This is a genomic window from Streptococcus mitis (assembly GCF_003942685.1).
Lineage (GTDB): Bacteria > Bacillota > Bacilli > Lactobacillales > Streptococcaceae > Streptococcus > Streptococcus mitis_CD.
In genome coordinates, this window is sequence record NZ_RJNR01000004.1 from 77,754 (window position 1) to 101,276 (window position 23,523).

Genomic DNA, 23,523 nt, shown 5'->3' on the forward strand with positions numbered 1-23,523 from the left:
TTATATATTGACCATATCATAACATAAAAATAGTACGATTTCAAAATAAATTATAACGAACTAAAGGGCAATCTTATCCCTAAAAAAACTTTATCCTTCAGTAAAATATATTGATAGAGATGCTACTAGGAATTTTGAAAATCCGTTTTCTGATACCTTATAATTTGTGTTTACTGGGAAGTATTCTTATTATCAAGATTTGTCCTTCTCTCATTATAAAACGAAAAAGACAAACCCTAGAAAAATTCCTAGGGCTTGTCTTATACGTCAAAATGAGCTAAATTTTTACTGACTTTTACAACTCTGTCCGATTTTCAATAGCTCGTAAGAGGGTTACTTCGTCCGCATACTCGATATCTGCTCCCACAGCGAGGCCTCGTGCCAGACGTGTGACTTTGATACCAGCTGGTTTGAGCAAACGTGAAAGATACATGGAAGTTGCTTCTCCATCTGCTGTGGCATTGGTTGCTACGATTACCTCTGAAACTTCACTGTCCATCAGACGAGTCATGAGACTCTTGAGATTGATATCATCTGGACTGATACCATTCATGGGAGATATGAGTCCATGTAAGACATGATAAAGTCCATGGTATTCTTGAATATTCTCCATAGCCGCCACATCGCGACTATCCTCGAGAACTAAAATCGTCGTCTGGTCACGACTTGGATCGGTACAGATAGAGCAAGGATCGTCATCAGTCAAACGACCACAGATGGAGCAATAGGTCAGCTCTCTCTTAGCAGAAAGGAGGTTTTTGGCAAATTCATTGACATCGTCATCAGACATTCCAATCGTATAAAAGGCCAGACGTGTAGCCGTCTTAATCCCGATACCCGGCAACTTGGAATAACTGTCAATTAGTTTAGCTATAGGCGTTGGATAAAGCATAAGTTCCTTTCTAATTCATTGGATGATGTTGGTTATAGAGGTTGATAATGTCGCGCGCAATGGAAGGTCCGACACCATTTGTAAGATTGGTGTTATGAGGGAAGACAACAGCTACAGCTATTTGTGGATTATCGGATGGAGCATAGGCCACGGCATTGGTATTTGTTGCTTGCTGACCATCTGCTACATAACTTTCGGCTGTACCCGTTTTTCCGCTAATAGATACAGCTGCACCATTTGAAAAGGCACGGCCAGTTGTCAATCCACTAGTCCCATGGGCAACCTGATAAAAACCTTGTTGCAAAATACTCATATCGGAGGCGGATATATTGACCTTATTCATCTCTGACGGTTGCAGTTGTTGAATCAGGTCGCCCAATCCTCCTTTATCATTATTGCCATAAATTCCTTCAACAATACGGGGAGCCATACGGACACCATCATTTGCAATAGTTGCTACATACTGAGCTAATTGCATTGGGGTATAGTTATCAAACTGACCAAATGAATTTGTAATATAATTAGCAAGATCATAATCTTTAGGAATAAAGCCGGTGGATTCATCTGGTAAATCAATACCTGTAGCTGATCCCAAACCATACTCACCAAAGGTTGAACGTAATTTCCCCATAGCCGAGTCTAAATTTCCAATTCCTGCAATCATATTCGGTTGATAAGTCAATCCCATAATCCCTAAAGCTGTTTGGACCATATAAGTATTAGATGAATACTCCAAAGCTTGAACTGCCGTAATCGGCATTGGCCCAGAAAAGGCAGTATACCACGAATTGATAGGGGGTGAACCTTGGAAGACAATGGACTGATCCGTCAGGGTCTGATTCCCTGATAAGACTCCATTCTCCCAACCGGAACTGATGGTTGCAGCCTTAACGACCGAACCTGGTACAAAGACATTGGTTACCGTTCCCAAAGAATCAGGCGTCAACTCTCCCGTTTTCAGATCATGTTTAATTCCTGACATGGATAAAACTGCACCTGTTTTGGGGTTCAAAGCAACTGCATAGACACCTTCAGAATACTTAGCTCCTCCATTTCCTAGTTCGGAAGTGAAATAACTCTTAAGAAGATTGTCCACGCTATCTTGGAAGGCCAAATCGATGGTCAGTTTGATATTGTTCCCTTTGGTACCATCTTCAATATTTTCGACACTTTCCATATTGCCATACTTATCTAGATGAATTTCCTTCACCGAGCGTTTACCTTGCAAGGTTTCTTCATATTGTTTCTCTAGATAAGAGGTGCCAACCCGATCATTTAGAGAATAGCCCTTTTTAATATAAGCATCAGCTTCTTCAGCTGGGAGACCAGCTTTTTCACCGGATACACTTCCCACTATAGAAGAGAGCGAAGTCTCTAGAACCTTTCGATCCCACGTGGTTGAAATACTGATACCAGGTAAATTCTTAGAAGCCGAAGCAATCAAGGCAATCTGTGTATCTGTCAAGGAATCTGTCTCAATGGCTCCTGTCTCAAAGTTTCCAACAGCATTTAACTGGCTAAAAAGATAGATTTCTTTCTTATCATCCTCTGTATAGTTTAATTGACTCGTTTGGACACTATCGACCGCATTGTTATAGAGTTCTGATTCGGATAGACGATTGCCATCTGAATCAAGACGTTTCTCACGTGGTAAGCTTTCCACTACTTTCTTATAGACATCTTGATCTGCTAGATAATAGTCCGCCAACTGTCGGTCAGTCAATGTTGGAGAAGTAACTCCTACATAGGCTAACAGCTTCTTGGCTGTTTCTTTTAAATCTGCAGCCGTCATTTTGTTGTTTCGAGTAAAGGAAACAACTTGTTTCACAGTATTTTCAACCAAGGGCTTGCCACTGGCATCATAAATTTCACCTCGAGCTGAACTAGTAGTCACCTTTGTTTTACTAGCCGATGCTAGTTTTGTCTCATAAAAATCCTTGTTCAAAACCTGCATATAAAGCAGGCGACCAATAATGGTCATAAAGAGTAAAATGATGATTGAAAACAATAAATTAAGCCGAATCGGAATCGAATGGCTGTTAAATTTCCTCATACAAATCAGTCTCATTTCTATTTAAAATCTTACTCTTCATTGTACCATAATTTAAGAAGAAATTTTGGAAAAGAAGGGAGCTTTTCCCATTTTACAGGAAAATACGATTTTATTTATCCATCCCTACATTATATGATATAATAAGTGTAAAAGTTCGATGACTCAGTCTTTTTCCAATATGACTCATTTAAAGGAGCCTTCCCTATGGATAAACCAGATATAGCAACCCTCATTGATTCTCACTTCGAAGAAATGACAGACCTAGAGCAAGAAATCGCTCGCTATTTTTTGCAAGCTGAAACCATTGCAGATGATTTATCTTCTCAGCAGGTCACTCAAAAATTACATATCTCTCAAGCTGCTCTGACCCGCTTTTCTAAAAAATGTGGTTTTACGGGCTATCGAGAATTTATTTTCCAATACCTGCACCAAGCAAAGAAACAGGGCACTCATTCTCACAAACATAGTCCTTTAACCAACCGAGTTCTTAGAAGCTATAGTAATATGCGGGAACAAACACAGGACTTGATTGACGAAGAACAACTGGAACGAATCGCCCAGTTAATCGAAGATGCTGATCGTGTCTACTTCTTCGGAACAGGGAGTTCTGGCCTCGTAGCTCGTGAAATGAAATTACGCTTTATGCGTCTAGGTGTGGTCTGCGAGGCCTTGACTGACCAAGATGGTTTTGCTTGGACAACCAGTATTATGGATGAGAATTGTCTCGTACTGGGTTTCTCACTTTCAGGCTCAACTCCTTCTATTTTGGACAGTTTATTAGACGCAAAAGAGATGGGGGCAAAGACTGTACTCTTTACAAGTGTTCCCAATAAAGATAGTCAGACCTATACAGAGACTGTTCTTGTAGCCACACACAGTCAGTCATCCTACATCCAACGAATATCCGCTCAACTTCCTATGCTCTTCTTTATCGATTTGATTTATGCCTACTTTTTGGAAATCAATCGTGAAAGCAAGGAGAAAATTTTTAACAGCTATTGGGAAAATAAAAAACTCAATGGCTATCGTAGACAAAAACGTGTAAGAAAATCCTAGTTTGGTTTAACCAAACTAGGATTTTTATTCATCACCAAACATACCTCTTCAAGATTATGAATTAGTCATATCTTGACTTAGTCTTGAATAATTTCATGTAATCACTTTTTGAAGGGAGTAAATAAGCAAGTCTGACGGTATCTTCAACAATTGCATATAATACGATGTAATCCTTACTCAAGGTCAATCCTCGCGTTTGGTAGCGAGGATCTAATTTCTTACCAAATTTTTCATCGGCATCAAATCCAGCTTGGGGGAAAATTTCTAGCCGATTAATATCTTTTCTAATATTGGCTACTTTTCGTCTCGCAGCCTCTACAGAACCAATTTCCTCCGCTATATACTGATATATTTTATCCAGACTATCAATCACTCTAGGAGAATACAAAATCCGATATTTTTTATAATCCATAGCGTGTCACGACATCCTCATCTGTCAAGTAATTTCCAGCCTCAATCTTGGCATAACTTTCTTGAACTTCTGCTTGTAATTGCCTAAACAAATACTCCTTCTCCAATTCCTCTTCACTCAGTAAATCTACTTCATTTGTTACGGCAACATTCTTTAAAAATAATCTTAGTGCTGATGAAAGAGAGAGATTTTTTTCTTTTAACACTTCCATGGCATCATTTACTAATTCTCTATTAGCTTGGAAGGTCACAACTTTACTCGAATTTGCTATATCCATTTTATATAATTCCTTTATATATTTTATTTATTATCTCACAATTATAAAGAAAGTCAAGAGGATTTGATTTGAAAATCCTCCTTTCCGTTTTTAAATGTTTGACAACAAAAAGGAAGTATCTGCTATTTACTTTTACTTCCTCTCTCTAATTTTATTTGATTATTGTACTTCGACAAACTGAGATTTAGATTTTAACCCTTACGAAACATAAAACGGGCTATTCTCTTGAAGTATGTTTCATAAGATTATAGTTTAATGCTAAGTGTAGCTATATAGTCATTCCCATAACGTGATAATCGATGTCTTTTATCACATGATTCATAAAAATCGATCATAGCAAGACCATTTTTAAGTTGTCCTCTAATCTGACTTTCTAAGGTATGGCTAAATTCATAGCCATATTCTGGATTGATGGTGATTTTGCCTTCCTCTTCAAGCTCTCTTGAATTAAAAGGTATTGAAAACTTCAAAAGTAGTTCCTCATCGGGTTTATCCCATACAATATCAGCATCATACATGTATATCCAAGGGTTCATAAATCCGACCATTAACAGTCCACCCTTTTTCAATACTCGAGAGGCTTCTTTATACATGTTTTCTAAATCTTCTATATATACATTTGAAACCGGATTAAAAATAATATCAAAAGTTTCATTTTCAAATGGAAATGGTTTTGTCATATCACCTTGAACTGTATTGATTTTTAATCCTTCTCTTTTAGCAACCATCTCATCTCTTTGTAATTGTGATTTCGAAAAATCCATTATGGTTACATCATAACCTTTTGCAGCAAAAACTGGGCCTTGCTGACCACCACCACAAGCTAAACCTAATATCTTTTTTCCGTTTGCTTTTTCAAACCATTCTGTTGGAACTTTTTTTCCAACAGTTAAGGCAACAGAAATTGGATGTTCTCTAACCTCTTCTAGTTCTTCATGTGTCAATGGCTCAGTGTAGTCATTTTTTACATTATTCCATCTATCTTCATTTAATTTTATATAATTGTTCATCTTATAATCTTCTCGTAATTTTATATTATTTCGATTTAAGGTGAATAGGTTGCCACATTTCTCTCACCTCTAGAAATTCTAATTTGTCAAATTTTCGTCCATCTCATTATATCATTTTTCCGCATTTTCTCATTTACTCAAACTAAACACTAGTTAAATTGATGATAGAATTACTCTCGCTTTAACTTTTCACACAAGGCAGTTATTTTCTCCTAGTTTCTCATGATTACCTCCTTTGGATCAAATTCTGCAATAAAAAAAGAATTAAGCAAAACAGTTTTCACTCAAGTAGTGATTAAGTGTTCTGTTTAATTCAATAAATCCAAACTAGGATTGTTTTGTTTTAAAATGATAATAAGCACCCAACATACCTGCTGTGTTTTGGTGATGGGCAAATTCTAATCGTGTTTTTTCAGCTAGGCTTGGTACCAAGGCCGCCTTCAATGCTGTGCGAATTTTTGGTTTGAGGATAGCCTCTTGTCCCATGATACCGCCACCGAGAATAACCACTTCTGGATTGGCCACATAGCAAATATTTGCCAGACCTTTTCCAAGGTAGTCTACCATGCGGTCAATGCCAGCCATACAGATTTTGTTGCCTTCAGTAGCTTCCTTAAAGATGCGTCGGCCATCCCACTGATCAACTGAATCTCCATGACCTGCTGCTACATACTCCACCAAGGCTGTCGTAGAAGCAAGATCTTGGAAAGCACCATCCTGCATATGCATATAACCAACTTCACAGGCTGAATTGCTAAAACCATGGAAGACTTTTCCATCCATAATCAGGCAACCACCGATACCGGTTCCAATGGTCAAGCAAAGAGTGACACTCGCTCCCTTACCTGAACCAGATACTGCCTCAGCAAGACCTGCACAGTTGACATCATTTTCAATTTCACAAGGAATATTAAAGCTAGTCTCGATTTCCTTTTTGAACTGGGTGCCTGCATAGTTAGGGATTTGAGGACCTGCATAGAAAATCTCACCCTTATCTGGATTCACCATCCCCGCAGAAGAAATAGCAACACCTGCTACTGGGCCTTTTTCTTGATAGCTGGCAACGATATCTTTTGTCTTTTGTAAGATATGAGGACCACCCTTATGCGCCTCAGTTGGCATTTCATGGGATTCAACAAGTTGGCCTTCTTGGTCGATCAAACCATATTTGATATTAGTTCCACCGATATCAATTGCAACGTAGTGTGTCATAAATACCTCCTTATGGATTAGAGGAAGCGCTCCTTGGTTTCACGAATCAAGGCTGCAGCTGCTTCTACAACTGAACGTTCTTCTTCAGTCACTGGTGTCAATGGTGAACGAACAGAACCAATATTCAAGCCTTCATTGATCTTCAAGACTTCCTTAATCACACCGTACATATTTCCATGTGCAGCAGTCAATTTGCTAATGATTGCATTGATTGCGTACTGCAATTCACGCGCTGTTTCTAAGTCTTTGTCAGCAATCAATTGGTTGAGTTTCAAGAAGAGTTCTGGCATAGCACCATAAGTACCACCTATACCAGCTTTAGCACCCATAAGGCGGCCACCTAGGAACTGTTCATCTGGACCGTTAAAGACGATATGGTCTTCCCCACCAAGGCTGACAAAAGTTTGGATATCTTGAACTGGCATAGAAGAGTTCTTAACACCGATAACACGTGGATTCTTCAACATTTCAGTATAGAGACTTGGAGTCAAAGCAACTCCTGCCAATTGAGGAATGTTGTAAATCACGTAGTCTGTGTTTGGAGCTGCAGCACTAATGTCATTCCAGTATTTAGCAACTGAGTATTCTGGCAAGCGGAAGTAAATAGGTGGAATCGTTGCAATGGCATCTACACCCAATCTTTCTGCGTGGCGAGCCAGTTCCATACTGTCTTTGGTATTGTTACAAGCTACGTGAGCGATGATGGTCAATTTCCCTTTGGCAACTGCCATGACTTCTTCCAAAATCAATTTACGGTCTTCAACACTTTGGTAGATACATTCACCAGAAGAACCATTGACATAGAGACCTTGAACACCTTTATCAATGAAGTATTGAACCAAGGCACGAGTACGTTCTGGGCTTACTTCTCCTTGATCATCATAACATGCGTAGAAGGCTGGAATGACACCTTCGTATTTTTTTAAATCTGACATAGATTTTCTCCTAAGTTTTCTTTTTTTTCTGCTAAAAGCAGGATTTATTCTTTATGTGTTTAGTATACACCTTGTGAAAAACGCTTTCAACATCTGGTGTACACTTAGATTTTAGTTTCGATATGTATTTTGAAACGTTTAAAGCTTGAAAGTAGTTTCAGAAACAAGCCATATTATTGGTATTTTGCGAAAATTTTCTCCATCAATCCAGTCTGGATAAAGACCAAGAGTCCAAACCCAAAAAGCAGGAAGGCTGAGCCACCTAAAAGTAGACTGAAGGCTGACAGATAAAGAACCATCACAATGAGGATAAGAATGGCTAACATGAGGAAGAACCAAGGAAAGTTAAAACTTGCCAAGATCAGCCCTTTTTGTAACACTTCTTTCCAAGTTAAATCATAGCGCGCAGCGATCGGATAGCTAGCAAGCATCACGATAGTGAGGAACATAAGAACGCCTAGACAGATAGCTTTCACCATTTGGAAAGGCATAGCTGTCTGACCCCAAAAGAGATAGAGGTCTAGAAGACTTAATGAGACAATGCCCAACTCAAGCAGACCTAACTGAAGACCTAGTTTCAGATTTTGCTTGAAAGCTCTTAGATAGATTTTAAAGACAGGCACGCGTCTACTCTTCTTAATCTCAAACATAGTCTCGTAGAGACTAATTTTAGCCACTCCAATCGTCACGATGGGCAAACAAGAAACGACAAAAAGAAGATTGGCTGTGACGATATCCAAGACCTTTTCACTAAAACGCATGAGAAAGTTGTCTGTATCAAATGCTGCCTTGATAAGGCTTACTCCTTTTTGTGCCATGTTTGCTCCTCCTGATTTTTTAATCAATCAAAATTTTAAAGAGATATTTGCGAACCTTCTCTTCCATGCCTGCATAGCCATTTGGCTGGTGTGGTTCTCCTGGGAAGAAAATTGCAAAATTGTGATAACCCAACAAGAGTGGGTATTTTTCATGACAATGAACAAAACCAATGTCACTCGCTTCGTCGAATGCTACTGCTTCATCTTTGATACGTGAACCATAGCTCGAATATTCATGTCCTTCTACCAGCAAATGCAAGTCTGCATAGTTCTGATGATGCTCAAATTGATCATTTTCAGCTTGATTGAGGACATTTTCCTGCACAACTAGAAAGACCTTGTCCCCGTCAATCTCATACTTACCTAATTCGAAAGAATCTTTACGGTGCTGGTAGAGATAGTCGATAGCCTTGTCTAGATTGGGATGAATTCCTTTGTAAAAAGTGATGTTTTTCAAATCGTCAAAAATCATACTCTTTCCTTCGTTTCTGATAGTTAACTAAAATCATTCTTAAGTTGATAAGTGTCTAACAAAATCTCTAAGGTAAGCAAATACCCAACATTTTGTAGACACTTATAACTCTGTATTCTCTTATACTCAATGAAAATTGAAGAGCAAACTAGGAAACTAACCGCAGGCAATACTTAAGTATGGCAAGGTGACGCTGACGTAGTTTGAATTCAATTTTCGCAGAGTATTAACCTTTGACAGCTCCCATAGTAATACCTTGAGTGAAGGATTTTTGGAAGACTAAGAAGACTGTTACGATTGGAACTGCTGCAAGAGCAGCACCCGCCATAATCAAACCATAGTTGGTTGCCATTTCGGCCTGCATGGTTGCAACCCCAAGTGAGATGGTCAAGTTTTGACGTGAAGTCAACATTACCAACTGCATGAAGTAGTCATTCCATGTATTGATGAAGGTAAAGATTGCAAGAGCCGCAAATCCTGGTTTCACAATCGGGAAGGCTACGCTCCAGAAAGTACGAATCTCACCACAACCGTCGATTTTAGCTGATTCAAGCAACTCTGTTGGAATATTTTCACTGAATTGTTTCATGAGGAAGACCCCGAATGGCCATCCAATCAAAGGCAAGATAACTGCCCAAAGAGTATCATGAATTCCCATGAAGTTGACGATACGTACCAATGGTACAAGGACAACTTGTTTTGGAAGTGCCATGGCAGCAATAAAGATTGCAAAGAGGATACGCTGTCCATAGAAACGTTTTTTAGCCAATACATAACCTGCTAAAGAAGAGGTTGCACAGACTAAGAACATGGTTACCAATGAGATAAACACAGAGTTCCACATCCACTGCATAGCAGGGTTTTGCACCATGAGTTGTTGGAAGTTCTCCATGGTTGGCATTTTAGGGAACCATTGTGGCGGAATCATAATGGTATCAGGCTGTGATTTGAAGGCACCTGTCAAAATCCAGTAGAATGGAAAGATGAACAGCACGGTCAACAAGAGCAAGATAATAGTTGAAATAACAGTGAAAGCTGTTAAAGGTTTCTTTTGTGTAGATTGCATAGCTGTCTCCTTTCTTTAGTATTCTACGTCGTTTCCAAGTACTTTAAATTGAACAAAGCTTACGATAGCGATCATGACTGCCAAGAAGACACCGATTGTGTTGGCATAGCCGTATTCTGTCAATTGGAAGGCTTTTTCGTAAAGGTAGTACATAAGTGTACTTGTTGAGTAGTTTGGACCACCAGATGTCAACAACTGAATCAAGGCGAAACACTGGAATGAGTTGATGGTTGTAATGATTGCAATGTAAAGAGTTGTTGGAAGAAGGCTAGGCCATTTAATCTTCCAGAAAACTTGCAATTCAGTCGCACCATCAACACGCGCTGCTTCAACCAGTGAATTGTCAATATTACCCATGGCAGCGATATAAAGGATAATCGGCTGACCAACAGATGTTGTCAAAAGGATAATCATAATCGCCATCAAAGCCCAGTTTTTATCTCCCAACCAAGAAATGTTCTGGCTGATGATATGGCTTGACTTAAGGACAAAGTTTAGAATCCCTGATAGTGGGTCATAAATCCATTTCCAAACAACTGTTACGGCAACACTACCTGTTACAACAGGAAGGAAGAATACGAAACGGTAGAAGGATCTGGCAATGGCATTTTGATGATAGGTCTGAGATGCTACAAAGAGTGAGAATAGAACAACAACCGGTACAGATCCAATAACCAGAATCACGGTATTGATTAAAGACTTCATAAAGACAGGGTCTTTAAACATGCGAATGTAGTTGTCCAAGCCTACAAACTCAAATTTAGTCATTGAGTAGTTAAAGAAACTTGTAATGAATCCCATAATCATAGGAGCCAAGACAAAGATGACAAAGAAGAATAATACTGGTGCTAGGAAAGCGTAGGAAATCACTGTTTCCCGCATACGAATTTTATTAACTTTCACAGTCGGCACCTCTCTTTCAAATAGAATAATTTTTTGACTTTCTTGAACTGTTTTAAAATCAAAATGAAATTTTTTAAGATTCGCTTATGTAAGAACTTCATTTTAATTTCGTGATAGTTCCTTACATTTCAAACAAAATCCCCCCTTTTCTTACATAGACTATGCACGGGGAAAAGGGAGGAATCAATCTGATTTATACTCTTCGAAAATCGAATTCAAACCACGTCAGCGTTGCCTTGCCGTACTTAAGTACAGCCTGCGGCTAGCTTCCTAGTTTGCTCTTTGATTTTCATTGAGTATTAGTGCTTATTGTTTTGTAGCTTTTTTAATTGTTTCGTTAGCTTTTTCAGTGAAGGCTTTCAAAGCATCCGCTGGTTTTTCGTCACCATTTGATACAGATTGCAACATTGGGAACCAAAGTGTTCTCATTTCAGCAAAACCATTGATAGTGTTGTAGTATGGTGAGTAGTATTTAGTCCAACCACTGATTGTTTCCATACGTTTGTCTTCATAAACTTTGCCAAATGATGTACGAACTGGGAAGGCACCTGTACGAACAACATCTTTTGGACCCCATTCTTTGTCATCCGCGATGAATTGAACGAATTTCTTAGATGCTGCAACTTTCTTGTCGTCTTTATTGTTGAATACTGCAAATCCGTTTACAAGGTATTCAAGAGCTGGTTTACCTGAATCTGATGGGAATGGTACTTCTACCACTTCTACTTTACTTGCTTCCAAGAGTTTAGCTTGGATACCGTTTTGAGATGGTGCCCAAAGGATTGTGTAAGATGTTTGACCGTTGGCAAAGTTTTGGATATCTGCTCCACCGTCAAATTGTGAACCGTTGTTCAACAAACCGTCTTTAATCCAGCTAGCTGCTTTTTCAAGACCTTTGACAAATTTAGGATCATCAGTTGTATATTTTGTTACATCTTTATCTGTTACAGAAGCTCCATAAAGGTTTGCAATGAAGGCACGTGTTCCTTGGTCTCCCCCTTGACCAGAACTGAACAATGAACCTGGTGTGTAGCCTTTATCTTTAAGTGCTTTCAAAACTTTTTCAAAATCATCAGTAGTCCAACCTTCTTTTACAAGGTTTGCAACTCCAGCTTCTTCCAACATTTTCTTATTCATGGCCATGTAGAATGGTGCTGAACTAATTGGATACATGTAAGCTTTGTCTCCAGCTTTACTTGCTTGTACGATATTTTCGTTGTTAACATCTTTGACGAATTCGTCTGTGAAGAGGTCGTTCAACTCAGCCAATTTACCGTTTTTACCGTATTGGATGATACGTCCTGGTGCGTCAAACAGTACATCTGGAGCTGTTCCTGCTTCGATAGCTGTTGTGATTTTTTCAGGACCTGACTTGAAGTCGATGGTTTCCAATTTCACTTTTACATCTGGATTTGCTTTTTCAAACGCTTCGATGATTGATTTTTCATATGTTCCAACACCGTCACCAGTTTTTTCTTGAGTGAAGACTGGGAATGCCCACCAAGTGATTTCTGTTTTTCCGCTATCGCTACCTGATTTCCCAGCATCTTTACTTCCGCCAGAATTACCACATGCAGCAAGGCCAAGAACCGCAGCACCCGCAAGTACTGTACAAGCTAGTTTTCTAAATTTCATTTGTATTCTCCTAATTGATAAGCGTATCCATATTGGATAATGAGTAAGATTGAACTTGTATACGTTTTCATTCTATCCGACGCATCCACCACTCTCCTCTTTTTTGAGATTGTGTTATTTAAGACCAGCAACGAAGCGTTCTGTAATCTCTTTTGGTCTAGTAATAGCGCCACCAACAACGATGCCTCGCACTCCATATCCAAGGATTTGTTTGGCTTGTTCTGGTGTATGAATTTTCCCTTCTGCAATGACATCTACACCGGCATCACAGAGTTTTTTAATTAATTCAAAATCGGGACCATCCACTTTTGGACTGTAAGATGTGTATCCTGATAAAGTTGTTCCGACAAAGTCAATTCCTGCTTCAACAGCTGCCAATCCTTCTTCGAAAGTACTTGTATCAGCCATCAAGAGCTGGTTAGGATATTTCTCCTTAACCTGACGAATGAAGTCTTGAATCTCTAAACCATCATAGCGTTCACGCTTGGTACAATCCAGAGCAATTACCTCTATATCAAGTTCTGCCAATTCATCAACTTCTTTCATAGTAGCAGTGATGAAGGGTTCTTGTGGTGGATAATCTCGTTTAATTATCCCAATGATTGGAAGTTTTGTGACCTCCTTGATTTCCTTGATATCACGAACACTGTTTGCTCGGATACCGACTGCTCCACCTTGCTCAGCCGCTTTGACCAGCAAGGGAATGACTCCTCCCGCTTCTGTATAGAGCGGTTCGTGAGGAAGGGCCTGACAAGAAACGATGATTCCATCTTTGATTTGTGCAATCAAGGCTTCTTTAGTAATCTGTGGCATCCTCTTTCCTCCTTTTCTTTGTTCTTATGGGTTCATTATATATTATTTTTAAAGCGCTTTCAATACTTTGTGGTAGAATAGATTTCAGTTTCAAAAGTATTTTATAGAACAGCAGTTTCTGAAAGTAGTTTCAGCACTGTCTTATTTTCAATTCGCTCAGTATCTAAAATGATAAAAAGAGATAGCCATCTTTCAAATGGGCCATCTCTTTTATCATTAACGATGAGCTAAATTCATTTTATTCAAGACCTAGTCTAGTTTTCTTTTCGTTTCTTTCCTAATGTAAAGACGGATAAGAGACCTGCCACTAATCCTATAGAAATAAGGGTTGTGTTTTCTTTGCTTCCAGTATTTGGAAGCTCATTTTGTTTAGCCGCTGGTGCTTGATAAGTAGCACCTTGTCCAAGAGATAACTTCTTAGCTGGACGTTCGTTTGCAGCTGCTAAGACTGGTTTGGTTTCTCCCTTGTACTCTGGCACTTCATGGACTGCCGCCTCAGCGCCGTTGACACCTCCTTTATACTCAGGAAGAGCATTTGAAGCTGCCAAGACAAAGTTAGCACCACCTCTATATTCCGGAACCTCATTTGAAGCTGCTAGAACTGAATTTACGCCCCCTTTGAATTCCGGTTTTTCTACTGTTGGTGCTGGCTCTTCTCCCACTGTTGCTAAGGGACCTGTATATTCAGGAATTTCTGTTACAAGAGCTTCTACTCCATTCACTCCACCTGTAAACTCCGGTTTTTCTACTGTTGGCGCTGGTTCTTCTCCCACTGTTGCCAATGGACCTGTATATTCAGGAGCTTCTTCAGTTACTGCAGGCTCAACGCCATTAACTCCACCTGTAAATTCTGGTTTTTCTACTGTTGGTGCTGGTTCTTCTCCCACTGTTGCCAATGGACCTGTATATTCAGGAGCTTCTTCAGTTACTGCAGCCTCAACGCCATTAACTCCACCTGTAAATTCTGGAACTTCATTTATCGCAGCTTCACTTCCATTTATACCATCGCTTAATTTAGATCCAGCTAAAGAGACTGGTAAATTGTGCATACTTTCAATTGCACCGTCTGCCAGACCTGTAATCCTTTGACCCATATCCTCTGGATTCACTGTGAATAGGAGAGTTTTTGTATCATACTGGGTCATGAAGGTTGCCGTTTTACCATTTGCCAACTGAAGGGTCGGAGCCTTATTTACCAATACTTCCGAATCAAACTCCATCGCAATAATACCTGGCCATTTTTGAATAGCATATTTTACTTTTGCTTCTTTAGGAGAAATTCTTTCCTTGGTCAAGAAATCCCAGTTGAATTTCTTGAAGGAAAGTGTATATGGAACCCCCCCTGGAGCATGGTGCTCATATAAAAGTCCAAATTCATCCGGTCCAATTTGTTGAAGAGAGTTATATGCATATTCACCTTCCTGAATCAAATGATGGTGCAACCAAGTTAACTGGCCATCTTCTTCAACACGAGCCACTCGAATATAACCATTTTTACGACCTGGACCGTTCGCATTCGCCAAGAGAATATACTCTTTACCATTTTGAACCGTATGAGTCGCGGCCATTTGAACATAAACATCTGGCACATCATAGCGATCAACGTTATTGTCCCAAGTTAGACCACCATCATGACTTGTCGCAACCTGTAGATCACCTGTCAAACCACGCATAAATAGTTTGAGGTCCCCATTGTTTAACTGAACAACAGAAGATTCCGTATTTTGAGCATAATAATTGTTCATAGTGCTTGAATCAACAACTGTACCATCATAAAGCGTACGATTGTCGTTGACACCACCTCCCATATGCCAAGTCTTTCCATGGTCATCTGAGTAGATAATTCGAGATGATTGAGAACCATTGAGGTGGTTGGTACGGTTAGTCGTATAGACAGGAACGACGATTCGACCTTTATTTGGACCGGTACGAAGGGTTATCCCCACTCCAGGACCCACACCCAAGAATTTCATCCAATCAGCTTTGACCATTGGAGTAATATCTTGAGGTGCTGACCAGGTCTTACCATCATCATCACTGTAAGACATCCATAGATAAGAATCCTTGGCAACTCTAAATGGAGACGTTTTATTACTTGTGAAATAAATATTTCCTAATAGTCGATCCCCTTGATATAAATCACCCTTATCACTATAAGATGGTTTCACCGGATCTACTACAACACGATAATCTGTTGGTTTCCCATCTGGGGTATAAACTGTGCCATTTTCACGTATTGTATAGGAGCCGTCTTCGCCTTCTTTATAGAGAATTTGATAAGTTTTGCCATCGATTTGTTTATAGGCTTCTTCTCTTTGATCAGCCATCCCAAAGATTCCTTTCCCTTCTGGGAACATATCATAGATAGAAAAAATTCGTTTTGTTTCAGGATCTTGAACCAAAACCATATCGATGTTCACTGGTGAACCGATTGATGGATCAGAAGCTTTTGGATTGTCTCGTAAATTTGTAATAGTTACTCGATTGCTCCATGTTTTACCCTTATCTTCACTTCGTCTGACGACCATGCCGATATCGCCCCAGTCACTTGAATGAAGACGACGCTCATCTGCACCAGCAATCAGAGTACCTTTATCTGTCTTAAGAAGTGCAGGAATACGATAACTCTTGATCCCATCTTTATTTGGTTGGTTATGCATTCCGCCTTCAAAAACATCTTCTTTCTCTGATATTTGCGCACCTTCAGGAAGTTTCTTTTCCAAATCACCTCTTTCAAACAGTTGACTCCGTGTTTGAACTTCATCTGGTGTTAAAGCACGATCATAGACAGTCAGGTTCCGAACTTGTAGATTGGATCCCCAAACAGTATTACTAGCACGCTTGGTGGCTCCGATTTGAGCATGTGTTACATCTGGCATATCTTTGATGAAATGACCAGATTTCAGACTTGTTCGAGATAATACCCCGTTCACGTAGAGGCGCACTCGACCATGAGGTAATTCTGCTGTCGGTTTTTCAACTGTGAAAGTTACTGAATTCCACTGGCCAGGACGTACTTGTAATGGAGCATCCGTATATTTATCATAAAATTGTGCTCCATTTGCATCACGTCCCTCAATTAAGGCTGTATTATTGAGAACAGCCATTGTGAAGTACTCATCTTTTTTCTTATCACTAGACACTGAGAATAGATTATAAAAATCTGGAGCTTTGGCATCTGGCTTGAATTCCATATGAATGGTCGCATTTTGAAGTTTCTTCAATGTATTTAACTCACTGGCTAGGTCTACACGCTGACCATTTTTCGCATTTGTTTCAACATCTTCTTTTTCCACTACTGGAGTTGCATTTGCGATGTCTCTAGCGTAATAATCTCGAGGAAGTACTCCCTCTTCTTCTTTATCTTGGTCCTTGTTACTTGCTTCTGTAGTTGCAGAATCTGTTTCTGGTTTATCAGCAGGAGCTGGTGTATTGTCAGCTGCAGGTGTATTTGTTGGAGTGGTTGTCTCTGCTTCAGCAGTCTCATTTTTCTTCAACTTATCCTGATCAACTTCCACACCATTGTCTTTTGCTGTTGCCAATTTTCCAGCTAATTCACTATCTAAATGAGCAAGACTTCCTGAAGAAGCTTCTTTTGGTAATTCTGATAAACCTTGATTATTATTTTCAGCTGCAGTTACAGTTGAGTTTCCTTGTTCATTTGCCAATACAGGGTTTACTCCAAACACCACAGCACCAATGGTTACAGAGGCTACACCCACTGCAAATTTACGAATACCATATCTTTGTTTTCTGTCATAATTCTTCTGATTCATCTTTCTACCTTTCAATATCACCAAAAAATAAAGCGCTTTCTTTTTGTTTTAAAATTTTTACTCCCGACCATAGGAAAACACAAGAAAGTAATTAATAAACGAGAGTTCCTCTCCTTCTCTCTTTCAAAATTTAGCTAGCTGTAATCCAAACAGTAGCTCTTTCACTCCTTTCCTAGAGACTTTTTCTTTATTATACAATAAAGTCATAGGTTTATCTCAAGCTTGTCATAGAATAGATTTTACTTTCAGAAATATTTTAATATTTTAATATTCTTAAAAGTACTTTCAACATATATAACAAAAAAGAGAGCTACTGGCTCTCTCATTCATCACTTTATATACTTAAAAGAAATCTCACTACCACAGAGCCAGTTGTAAACTTGATCATTGACAAATACATTCATGGCTTCGTGAGCATACTCTGGCATGATACGATAGGACTTGTCACAGGTCAGACGGTTGTAAATCGCAAACTGGGTAATAGGATAGCAAACATCATCGTCCAAGCCCGTAATCATCTTAACCTCACCCTTGATACGATGGGCAAGATTTTTCACATCGATATAGGCAAGGGTCGCCATGATTTCCTCTTCAGTTTCGTGGAAGGGGTCGTGAAACTTGAAATAACGGAAAAGTTCGTCATAGGCTTCACTTGTATTACCAATCTCAAGCACTCGTCTGAAGTCTGACAAGAAAGGATAGATGGCTACTGTTTTCTGAATCCGAGGATTGAGCGCTGCCGCAACCAAGGCTAGAGCCCCTCCTTGTGAGGCACCATAGCTAGAAAGACACTTCTCATCCACCTCAGGCAGACTAGCAATAATGTCAACCAACTGGTAAATGTCCAAATAAACATCCTTATAAAAGAGATGCTCCCGACCTTCCACAGCACCACGGATAATATGTCCCTTAACCGTATTTCCTAAAGGAGAACGCAAACCGTCCTGTGAATAACCTGACTGCCCCCGCACATCCATGGAAACAACACCGTAACCAGCCACAGTATAGGCCAGCATGTCAGCCCAGTCCCAGCCACGTCCCATATAACCATGGAAATGGAAGATTATCGGAACCTTCTCCTCACTCTTTGGAAGAACGACGCGCGCATAGACCTTACCTTCCTTGCTTCCTTCAAATGTTAACTCATAGCACTTGACTTGAGGAATGTGGAAATCTCTTTCCTCCAACTGATAAGCTGGAAGAGTTGAAACTTTTTTCACTTCCCCATCCCAGAAAGCATCAAAGTCCTCTGGAACCTCATCCCGTCCTCTATAAGTCTTGATTTCTTCTAACAAAGCTGGATTTTTCATAATATGCTCCTTTTTTTGTAATCGCTATCACCACTCTAGCATATCTAGAAAGGCAATGCAAGAAAGAAGGGCAAATAGAAAGAGATTTTAGATTCTTTACTTTTAGGATAATGGACTGAAAGTAGTTTCAAAAATAAAAAAGAGCATTTCGCTCTTTCTTCCTTATATTTATATTATTTTGTTGCTTCTTTCTTTTGGAAAGTGGTTTGGTAATTTACTTTAATCGTTACGGTCATGTGAGAGTCCTCGTTTCTTTTTGATGACTCTAGTATAAGGGGCTAACCTAAAAGCTAGCTTAAGATTTCCTTAGAGAAAGCTTAATCTAGATGTTCTTTCTTTTCCAAATGAAGGGCAATCATGCGCCATTCTGGATCCTCTTGCCAAGCTTCTATCGAACTAATGTAAGTAGCAACCTTTCTGGCTTCTTCTAAAATCGGAAAATCTTCGATAATATCAGCCACTTGGAACTCTGGAAGACCTGACTGTCTGGTTCCAAAAATCTCACCTGAACCACGCATTTTCAAATCTTCCTCTGCAAGGACAAATCCATTAGTGGTTTCTGTCATGATGCGCATGCGGTCTTTCCCAGAATCCGTCTTAGGATTGGCAACGAGAACTGCATAAGACTGCTTATCTCCCCGACCCACACGACCTCTGAGCTGGTGAAGCTGGCTGAGACCGAAGCGATCGGCATCCATGATAATCATAACGGTCGCATTGGGAACATTGACCCCAACCTCGATAACCGTTGTCGAAACTAGAATAGCCGTTTTTTGCTCTTTGAACTCCTGCATAATCTGGTCTTTTTCGTCACTCTTCATCTTACCATGTAGAAGAGCCACTTCTGCCTTACCTGCAAAATGAGCCGTCAATTCCTCTGATAAGGCAATGGCATTTTTCAAATCCAGAGCTTCTGATTCTTCAATCAAAGGAGAGATGACATAGGCTTGTGAACCTTTTTGGATTTCCCCCTCTAACCAAGTCAAGACCTGAGGCAATTGCTCATGTTTGATCCAGCGCGTCACAATAGGCTTTCGTCCTGCTGGCATCTGGTCAATAATGGAAACATCCATATCTCCAAAGGCTGTGATAGCCAAGGTTCGTGGTATGGGAGTCGCCGTCATCATGAGGACATCTGGGTTGTCGCCTTTTTCTCTCAGAACACGCCTTTGCCCTACACCAAAGCGGTGCTGCTCATCGATGATAATCAAGCCCAGACGAGCATAATCCACCCCATCCTGTATTAGAGCGTGAGTTCCGATAATCAAATCAGCCTCACCCTTGGCAATAGTCTCCAAGACTTCTCTCTTTTCTGCAGCTTTCAAGGAACCTGTCAAAAGAGCCAGTTTCAAGTCTGGAAAGAGGTTCTGTAAACTCTCAAAATGTTGCTCTGCAAGGATTTCTGTTGGTACCATAAGGGCTGCTTGGTAGCCAGCCGTCACTGCCGCATACATAGCCAAGCCAGCGACCACCGTTTTCCCGCTCCCCACATCCCCTTGCAAAAGACGATTCATGTGGTGGTCCGACTTCATGTCGGTCAAAATTTCCTGTAAACTCTTTTCTTGAGCTGGGGTCAGAGCAAAAGGAAGGCTTTCTTTAACAGCTGTCACTTTTTTCTGAGACCAGTTCAAAACCAAACCGCTTCCCTGAACTCTATTTTCAGACTTGAGCGTCTGCAATTGCATTTGGAAATAAAAGAGTTCCTCAAATTTGATACGGCGAAGAGCCTGCTTGTATTCTGCCAAATCCTTTGGAAAATGCATAGCTCGGACTGCCTGACAACGGGACATGAGTTTGTATTTGTCCAGCAAAGACTGGGGAAGATTTTCCTCAATCAAGAGGTCCAATCCCTGATCAAAGGCCGTCTTAATAACCTTGACCAGACTGGCCTGACTGATTCCCTGAGCCAAGCGATAAACAGGTTGGAGGTCATCTTCCACCTGAGCTAGGACCTTCATCCCAGTCAGACTAGCCTTGGCTCGGTCCCATTTTCCAAAGACAGCAAGGGTTGCTCCCAACTCTAGCTTATCTGCTAGATAGGGCTGGTTAAAGAAATTCACCGCAAAAACGACTTCTCCCTGCTTGAGGCTAAAGCGCAGACGATTGCGCTTGAATCCATAATACTGGACACTGGCAGGAGTCACGACTTGACCAGATAGGACTGCCTTCTCCCCGTCCTCTAGTTCCAATACTTGCTTGGTTTTGAAGTCTTCATAACGGAAAGGAAAGTAGAGCAAGAGGTCTTGCAAGTTTTCAATTCCTAGTTTGGCGTATTTTTCTGCTGACTTTGGTCCCACACCAGGCAAGACATGCAAGGGTTGATGTAGATTCATGCTCCACTCCTTTCTTTTCTAATAATATTCTCTCGGAATGCGGTCGCTGAGAAGACAAACCACCTCGTAGTTAATAGTCCCACGGTAGGTCGCTACCTGAGTAGCCGTTATCTCCTTACCCTCGTTAGAACCAATCAATGTTACCTTGGTTCCTAAGGGATAAAGCTTAGGCAGACGAATGGTGATTTGGTCCATAGATACTCGCCCAACGATTGGGCAAGCTTGTCCATCTACCAAGACAAAGAAATTCTGCATGTCACGTGTCCAACCATCCGCATAACCGATTGGCACCGTCGCAATGACTTGCTCGCTGTCTGCCTGATAGGTCGCTCCGTAGCCCATGCAAGCTCCGGCTGGAACTGTCTTGACATGAACCAGAGCAGACTCCAAGGTCAAGGCTGATTTTAAATCATAAGGGAGATTTAAAACTTCTCCACTGGGATTCAGGCCATACATAGCGTCTCCCATACGAACGGCGTTAAAAATAGTCTCTGCATGCCAAAGAGTCGTTGCCGAATTGCTGGCATGAACCAGCTCTGGAACTTCTTTCATACTGGCCAAAATAGTTTTAAACCGTTCTAACTGGGCATTAAAGTAGTCATCTGATTCCTCGTCTGCAGTAGCAAAGTGGGTAAAAATCCCTTCAACACGAGCACCGTGTTGTTGGAGCAAGTCTTGAGCCTGCTCAGCCTCACAAGCCTCTCGAAAACCAATTCGTCCCATTCCTGAATCAATCTTGAGGTGAACTGTCAATCCAGTTAGGTCAGCTTCCTTATCTAACAATACTTGAATCCACTCCAGTCCAGCCACTGTCAAGGTGATGTCGTATTCTTTAGCTAGAGCAACAGCTTCGATTTCAGAAACTCCTAAAATGAGGATTCGTTTGCCGAGTCCAGCATGTCTGAGTTCAATGGCTTCATCAATATTCGAAACACAAAAGCCATCAACATCATCTTGAATAGCCGTCGCAACAGCAACAGCTCCATGCCCATAGGCATTAGCCTTGACTACTGCAAATTTGAGCGTTCCTTGAGGGATATGAGCCCCCATTTGCTGAATATTTTGTCGAATAGCTCCCAGATGAATCAGAGCCTTGGTTGGTCTATGTGGACTAGCTTTCATGATTTTCCTCCAAAATGACACTGGCTGTCACAAACTGATCGGTATGGCTGATAGATAGCCAAATCTTTCCTAAAAATGGTGCCTGACTAAAATAAGGCGCCCCGCGTTCATTGTTCAAGACTTCCAAATCCTGAAAACCGAGCTTTCCAATACCAGTTCCCATAGCCTTGGAAAAGGCTTCTTTAGCCGACCAGCGACCAGCCAAATATTCGATTTGCCTGCGCCCTTTAAGACTGGTAAACCGTTCCATTTCCTTAGCGGTCAGCACGCGCTTAGCAAAGCCTTCATGTCGTGTAACTGCGCTTTCTATCGAAGCCAATTCTTCGATGTCAATTCCGTGTCCAACTATCATTCTCATCAAAAGGAGTTGAGATCCCCCAACTCCATCCTTTTCACTTATTTTGTCAAGGTAGCATAAATCTCTTCTACCAAGGCCTCTGTATTTTCCCAACCTAGACAAGGATCGGTAATGGAGCAACCAAAGACCTCTGGTTGGTTTTGACGACCATCTGCTAGATAAGATTCAATCATAAAGCCTCGAACTATCTTTTTAATCTTCTCATTCCAGTCACGATTTTGCAAGGTCTGGCGAACAATTCGAATCTGCTCCATATATTGCTTGCCTGAATTATCATGGTTGGTATCAATGAGAATAAAGGGATTTTCAAGTCCCATGGCTTCATAGCGTTCAATGGCATTTAGCAAGGTCTCATAGTAAAAGTTAGGCTCATTTTTCCCATATTCATTAACTGCACCACGAAGGATGACGTGAGCCAAGGGATTTCCTGAAGTCTCAACTTCTTGACCATGGAAGAGGAAGGTTTGTTTGTTTTGGGCGGCATAGATACCGTTAAACATAACACCAAGATTCCCAGAGGTTGGATTTTTCATCCCGACTGGTGCATCAATCCCCGAGGCCACAAAGCGGTGCTCTTGGTCTTCCACAGAACGAGCTCCTACAGCATGGTAGCTGACCAAATCATCTACCAAGACCAGATTTGACGGATAAAGCATCTCATCTGCCGTTGTCAAACCTGTCTCTGTAATGACGCGGTAGTGCAACTGGCGCACAGCCTGCAAACCGTTAATCAGGCTTGGAGCCTTAGAGGTATCTGGTTGGTGAACCAAACCTTTATAGCCGTCTCCGTTGGTGCGAGGTTTAGCTGTATAAACACGCATAACCATGAAAATCTTGTCCGCCACCTTCTTCTGCAAGGCGGATAAACGGCGGGCATATTCCAAGACAGCCTCTTCATTATCAGAAGAGCAAGGACCAATCACCAAAAGGATCCGGTCATCTTCTCCTGAAATGATGTCTGCCATTTCTCTATCACGACGCTCCTTTAGTCGCAAGGCTTCCGCAGACAATTGGGTTTCTGCTTTGATTGCTTCAATATCGATTTCTTGACCTTTTTCAATAAATGCCAT

General features: G+C 40.7%; 20 protein-coding genes. 1 reads left to right on the forward strand and 19 read right to left on the reverse strand.

Annotation, left to right across the window (positions count from 1 at the left end; translation table 11 throughout):
• Positions 1-295 precede the first annotated feature (295 nt).
• Both recR and pbp2b read right to left on the reverse strand, forming a co-directional pair.
• Complete coding sequence (gene recR / locus D8855_RS04580) at positions 296-892, reverse strand: recombination mediator RecR (protein ID WP_000966748.1); 597 nt, start codon at positions 890-892, stop codon at positions 296-298.
• A gap of 10 nt (positions 893-902) precedes the next feature.
• Positions 903-2,960 (reverse strand): penicillin-binding protein PBP2B, encoded by a 2,058-nt coding sequence (gene pbp2b / locus D8855_RS04585; RefSeq protein WP_125416271.1) that lies wholly within the window; start codon positions 2,958-2,960, stop codon positions 903-905.
• Positions 2,961-3,149: 189 nt separating this feature from the next.
• Between pbp2b and D8855_RS04590 the strand changes: the two genes are divergently transcribed.
• A complete protein-coding gene (locus D8855_RS04590; protein ID WP_004261838.1) occupies positions 3,150-4,001 on the forward strand; it encodes a MurR/RpiR family transcriptional regulator in 852 nt (283 codons plus the stop codon).
• Between the two features lie 61 nt (positions 4,002-4,062).
• On the opposite strand, the gene D8855_RS04595 is transcribed toward D8855_RS04590, so the two are convergent.
• The 17 genes from D8855_RS04595 to D8855_RS04685 form a co-directional block, all read right to left on the reverse strand.
• On the reverse strand, positions 4,063-4,413 hold the full coding sequence (locus D8855_RS04595; RefSeq protein ID WP_020901686.1) for a type II toxin-antitoxin system RelE/ParE family toxin: 351 nt from the start codon (positions 4,411-4,413) through the stop codon (positions 4,063-4,065).
• Positions 4,403-4,690 carry a type II toxin-antitoxin system RelB/ParD family antitoxin gene (gene relB, locus D8855_RS04600; protein ID WP_125416273.1) on the reverse strand — a complete coding sequence of 96 codons (288 nt, stop codon included), beginning with the start codon at positions 4,688-4,690 and terminating at the stop codon, positions 4,403-4,405. Before relB ends, D8855_RS04595 begins: the two co-directional genes overlap by 11 nt.
• A gap of 245 nt (positions 4,691-4,935) precedes the next feature.
• Positions 4,936-5,700, reverse strand: coding sequence for a class I SAM-dependent methyltransferase (locus D8855_RS04605; RefSeq protein WP_020901684.1), 765 nt, complete (start codon positions 5,698-5,700; stop codon positions 4,936-4,938).
• A 327-nt stretch (positions 5,701-6,027) separates the two neighbouring features.
• The gene (locus D8855_RS04610; protein ID WP_125416275.1) at positions 6,028-6,912 is read right to left on the reverse strand and encodes an ROK family protein; all 885 of its coding nucleotides are present in this window, start codon (positions 6,910-6,912) and stop codon (positions 6,028-6,030) included.
• Positions 6,913-6,929: 17 nt separating this feature from the next.
• A complete protein-coding gene (locus tag D8855_RS04615) occupies positions 6,930-7,847 on the reverse strand; it encodes a dihydrodipicolinate synthase family protein (RefSeq protein WP_125416277.1) in 918 nt (305 codons plus the stop codon).
• A gap of 173 nt (positions 7,848-8,020) precedes the next feature.
• On the reverse strand, positions 8,021-8,665 hold the full coding sequence (locus D8855_RS04620; RefSeq protein ID WP_064276004.1) for a YesL family protein: 645 nt from the start codon (positions 8,663-8,665) through the stop codon (positions 8,021-8,023).
• Positions 8,666-8,684: 19 nt separating this feature from the next.
• Complete coding sequence (locus D8855_RS04625; RefSeq protein ID WP_084927191.1) at positions 8,685-9,137, reverse strand: NanQ anomerase/TabA/YiaL family protein; 453 nt, start codon at positions 9,135-9,137, stop codon at positions 8,685-8,687.
• 226 nt (positions 9,138-9,363) lie between these two features.
• Complete coding sequence (locus D8855_RS04635; RefSeq protein WP_020901679.1) at positions 9,364-10,203, reverse strand: carbohydrate ABC transporter permease; 840 nt, start codon at positions 10,201-10,203, stop codon at positions 9,364-9,366.
• 15 nt (positions 10,204-10,218) lie between these two features.
• Complete coding sequence (locus tag D8855_RS04640) at positions 10,219-11,085, reverse strand: carbohydrate ABC transporter permease (protein ID WP_161683542.1); 867 nt, start codon at positions 11,083-11,085, stop codon at positions 10,219-10,221.
• 327 nt (positions 11,086-11,412) lie between these two features.
• Positions 11,413-12,741, reverse strand: coding sequence for an ABC transporter substrate-binding protein (locus tag D8855_RS04645; RefSeq protein ID WP_125416279.1), 1,329 nt, complete (start codon positions 12,739-12,741; stop codon positions 11,413-11,415).
• A 114-nt stretch (positions 12,742-12,855) separates the two neighbouring features.
• The gene (locus D8855_RS04650) at positions 12,856-13,554 is read right to left on the reverse strand and encodes an N-acetylmannosamine-6-phosphate 2-epimerase (protein WP_049487328.1); all 699 of its coding nucleotides are present in this window, start codon (positions 13,552-13,554) and stop codon (positions 12,856-12,858) included.
• A gap of 254 nt (positions 13,555-13,808) precedes the next feature.
• Positions 13,809-17,330 carry an SIALI-17 repeat-containing surface protein gene (locus D8855_RS04655; RefSeq protein ID WP_125416281.1) on the reverse strand — a complete coding sequence of 1,174 codons (3,522 nt, stop codon included), beginning with the start codon at positions 17,328-17,330 and terminating at the stop codon, positions 13,809-13,811.
• Between the two features lie 329 nt (positions 17,331-17,659).
• Positions 17,660-18,640 (reverse strand): acetylxylan esterase, encoded by a 981-nt coding sequence (locus D8855_RS04660; RefSeq protein WP_125416283.1) that lies wholly within the window; start codon positions 18,638-18,640, stop codon positions 17,660-17,662.
• A 317-nt stretch (positions 18,641-18,957) separates the two neighbouring features.
• A complete protein-coding gene (gene recG / locus D8855_RS04670) occupies positions 18,958-20,973 on the reverse strand; it encodes an ATP-dependent DNA helicase RecG (RefSeq protein ID WP_125416285.1) in 2,016 nt (671 codons plus the stop codon).
• A gap of 18 nt (positions 20,974-20,991) precedes the next feature.
• Positions 20,992-22,095: an alanine racemase gene (alr, locus tag D8855_RS04675; protein ID WP_125416287.1), complete on the reverse strand. Its 1,104-nt coding sequence runs from the start codon at positions 22,093-22,095 to the stop codon at positions 20,992-20,994.
• Positions 22,085-22,447: a holo-ACP synthase gene (gene acpS / locus D8855_RS04680; protein WP_185757563.1), complete on the reverse strand. Its 363-nt coding sequence runs from the start codon at positions 22,445-22,447 to the stop codon at positions 22,085-22,087. Before acpS ends, alr begins: the two co-directional genes overlap by 11 nt.
• 44 nt (positions 22,448-22,491) lie before the next feature.
• Positions 22,492-23,523, reverse strand: a complete 1,032-nt coding sequence (locus D8855_RS04685) for a 3-deoxy-7-phosphoheptulonate synthase (protein WP_000864047.1) — start codon at positions 23,521-23,523, stop codon at positions 22,492-22,494.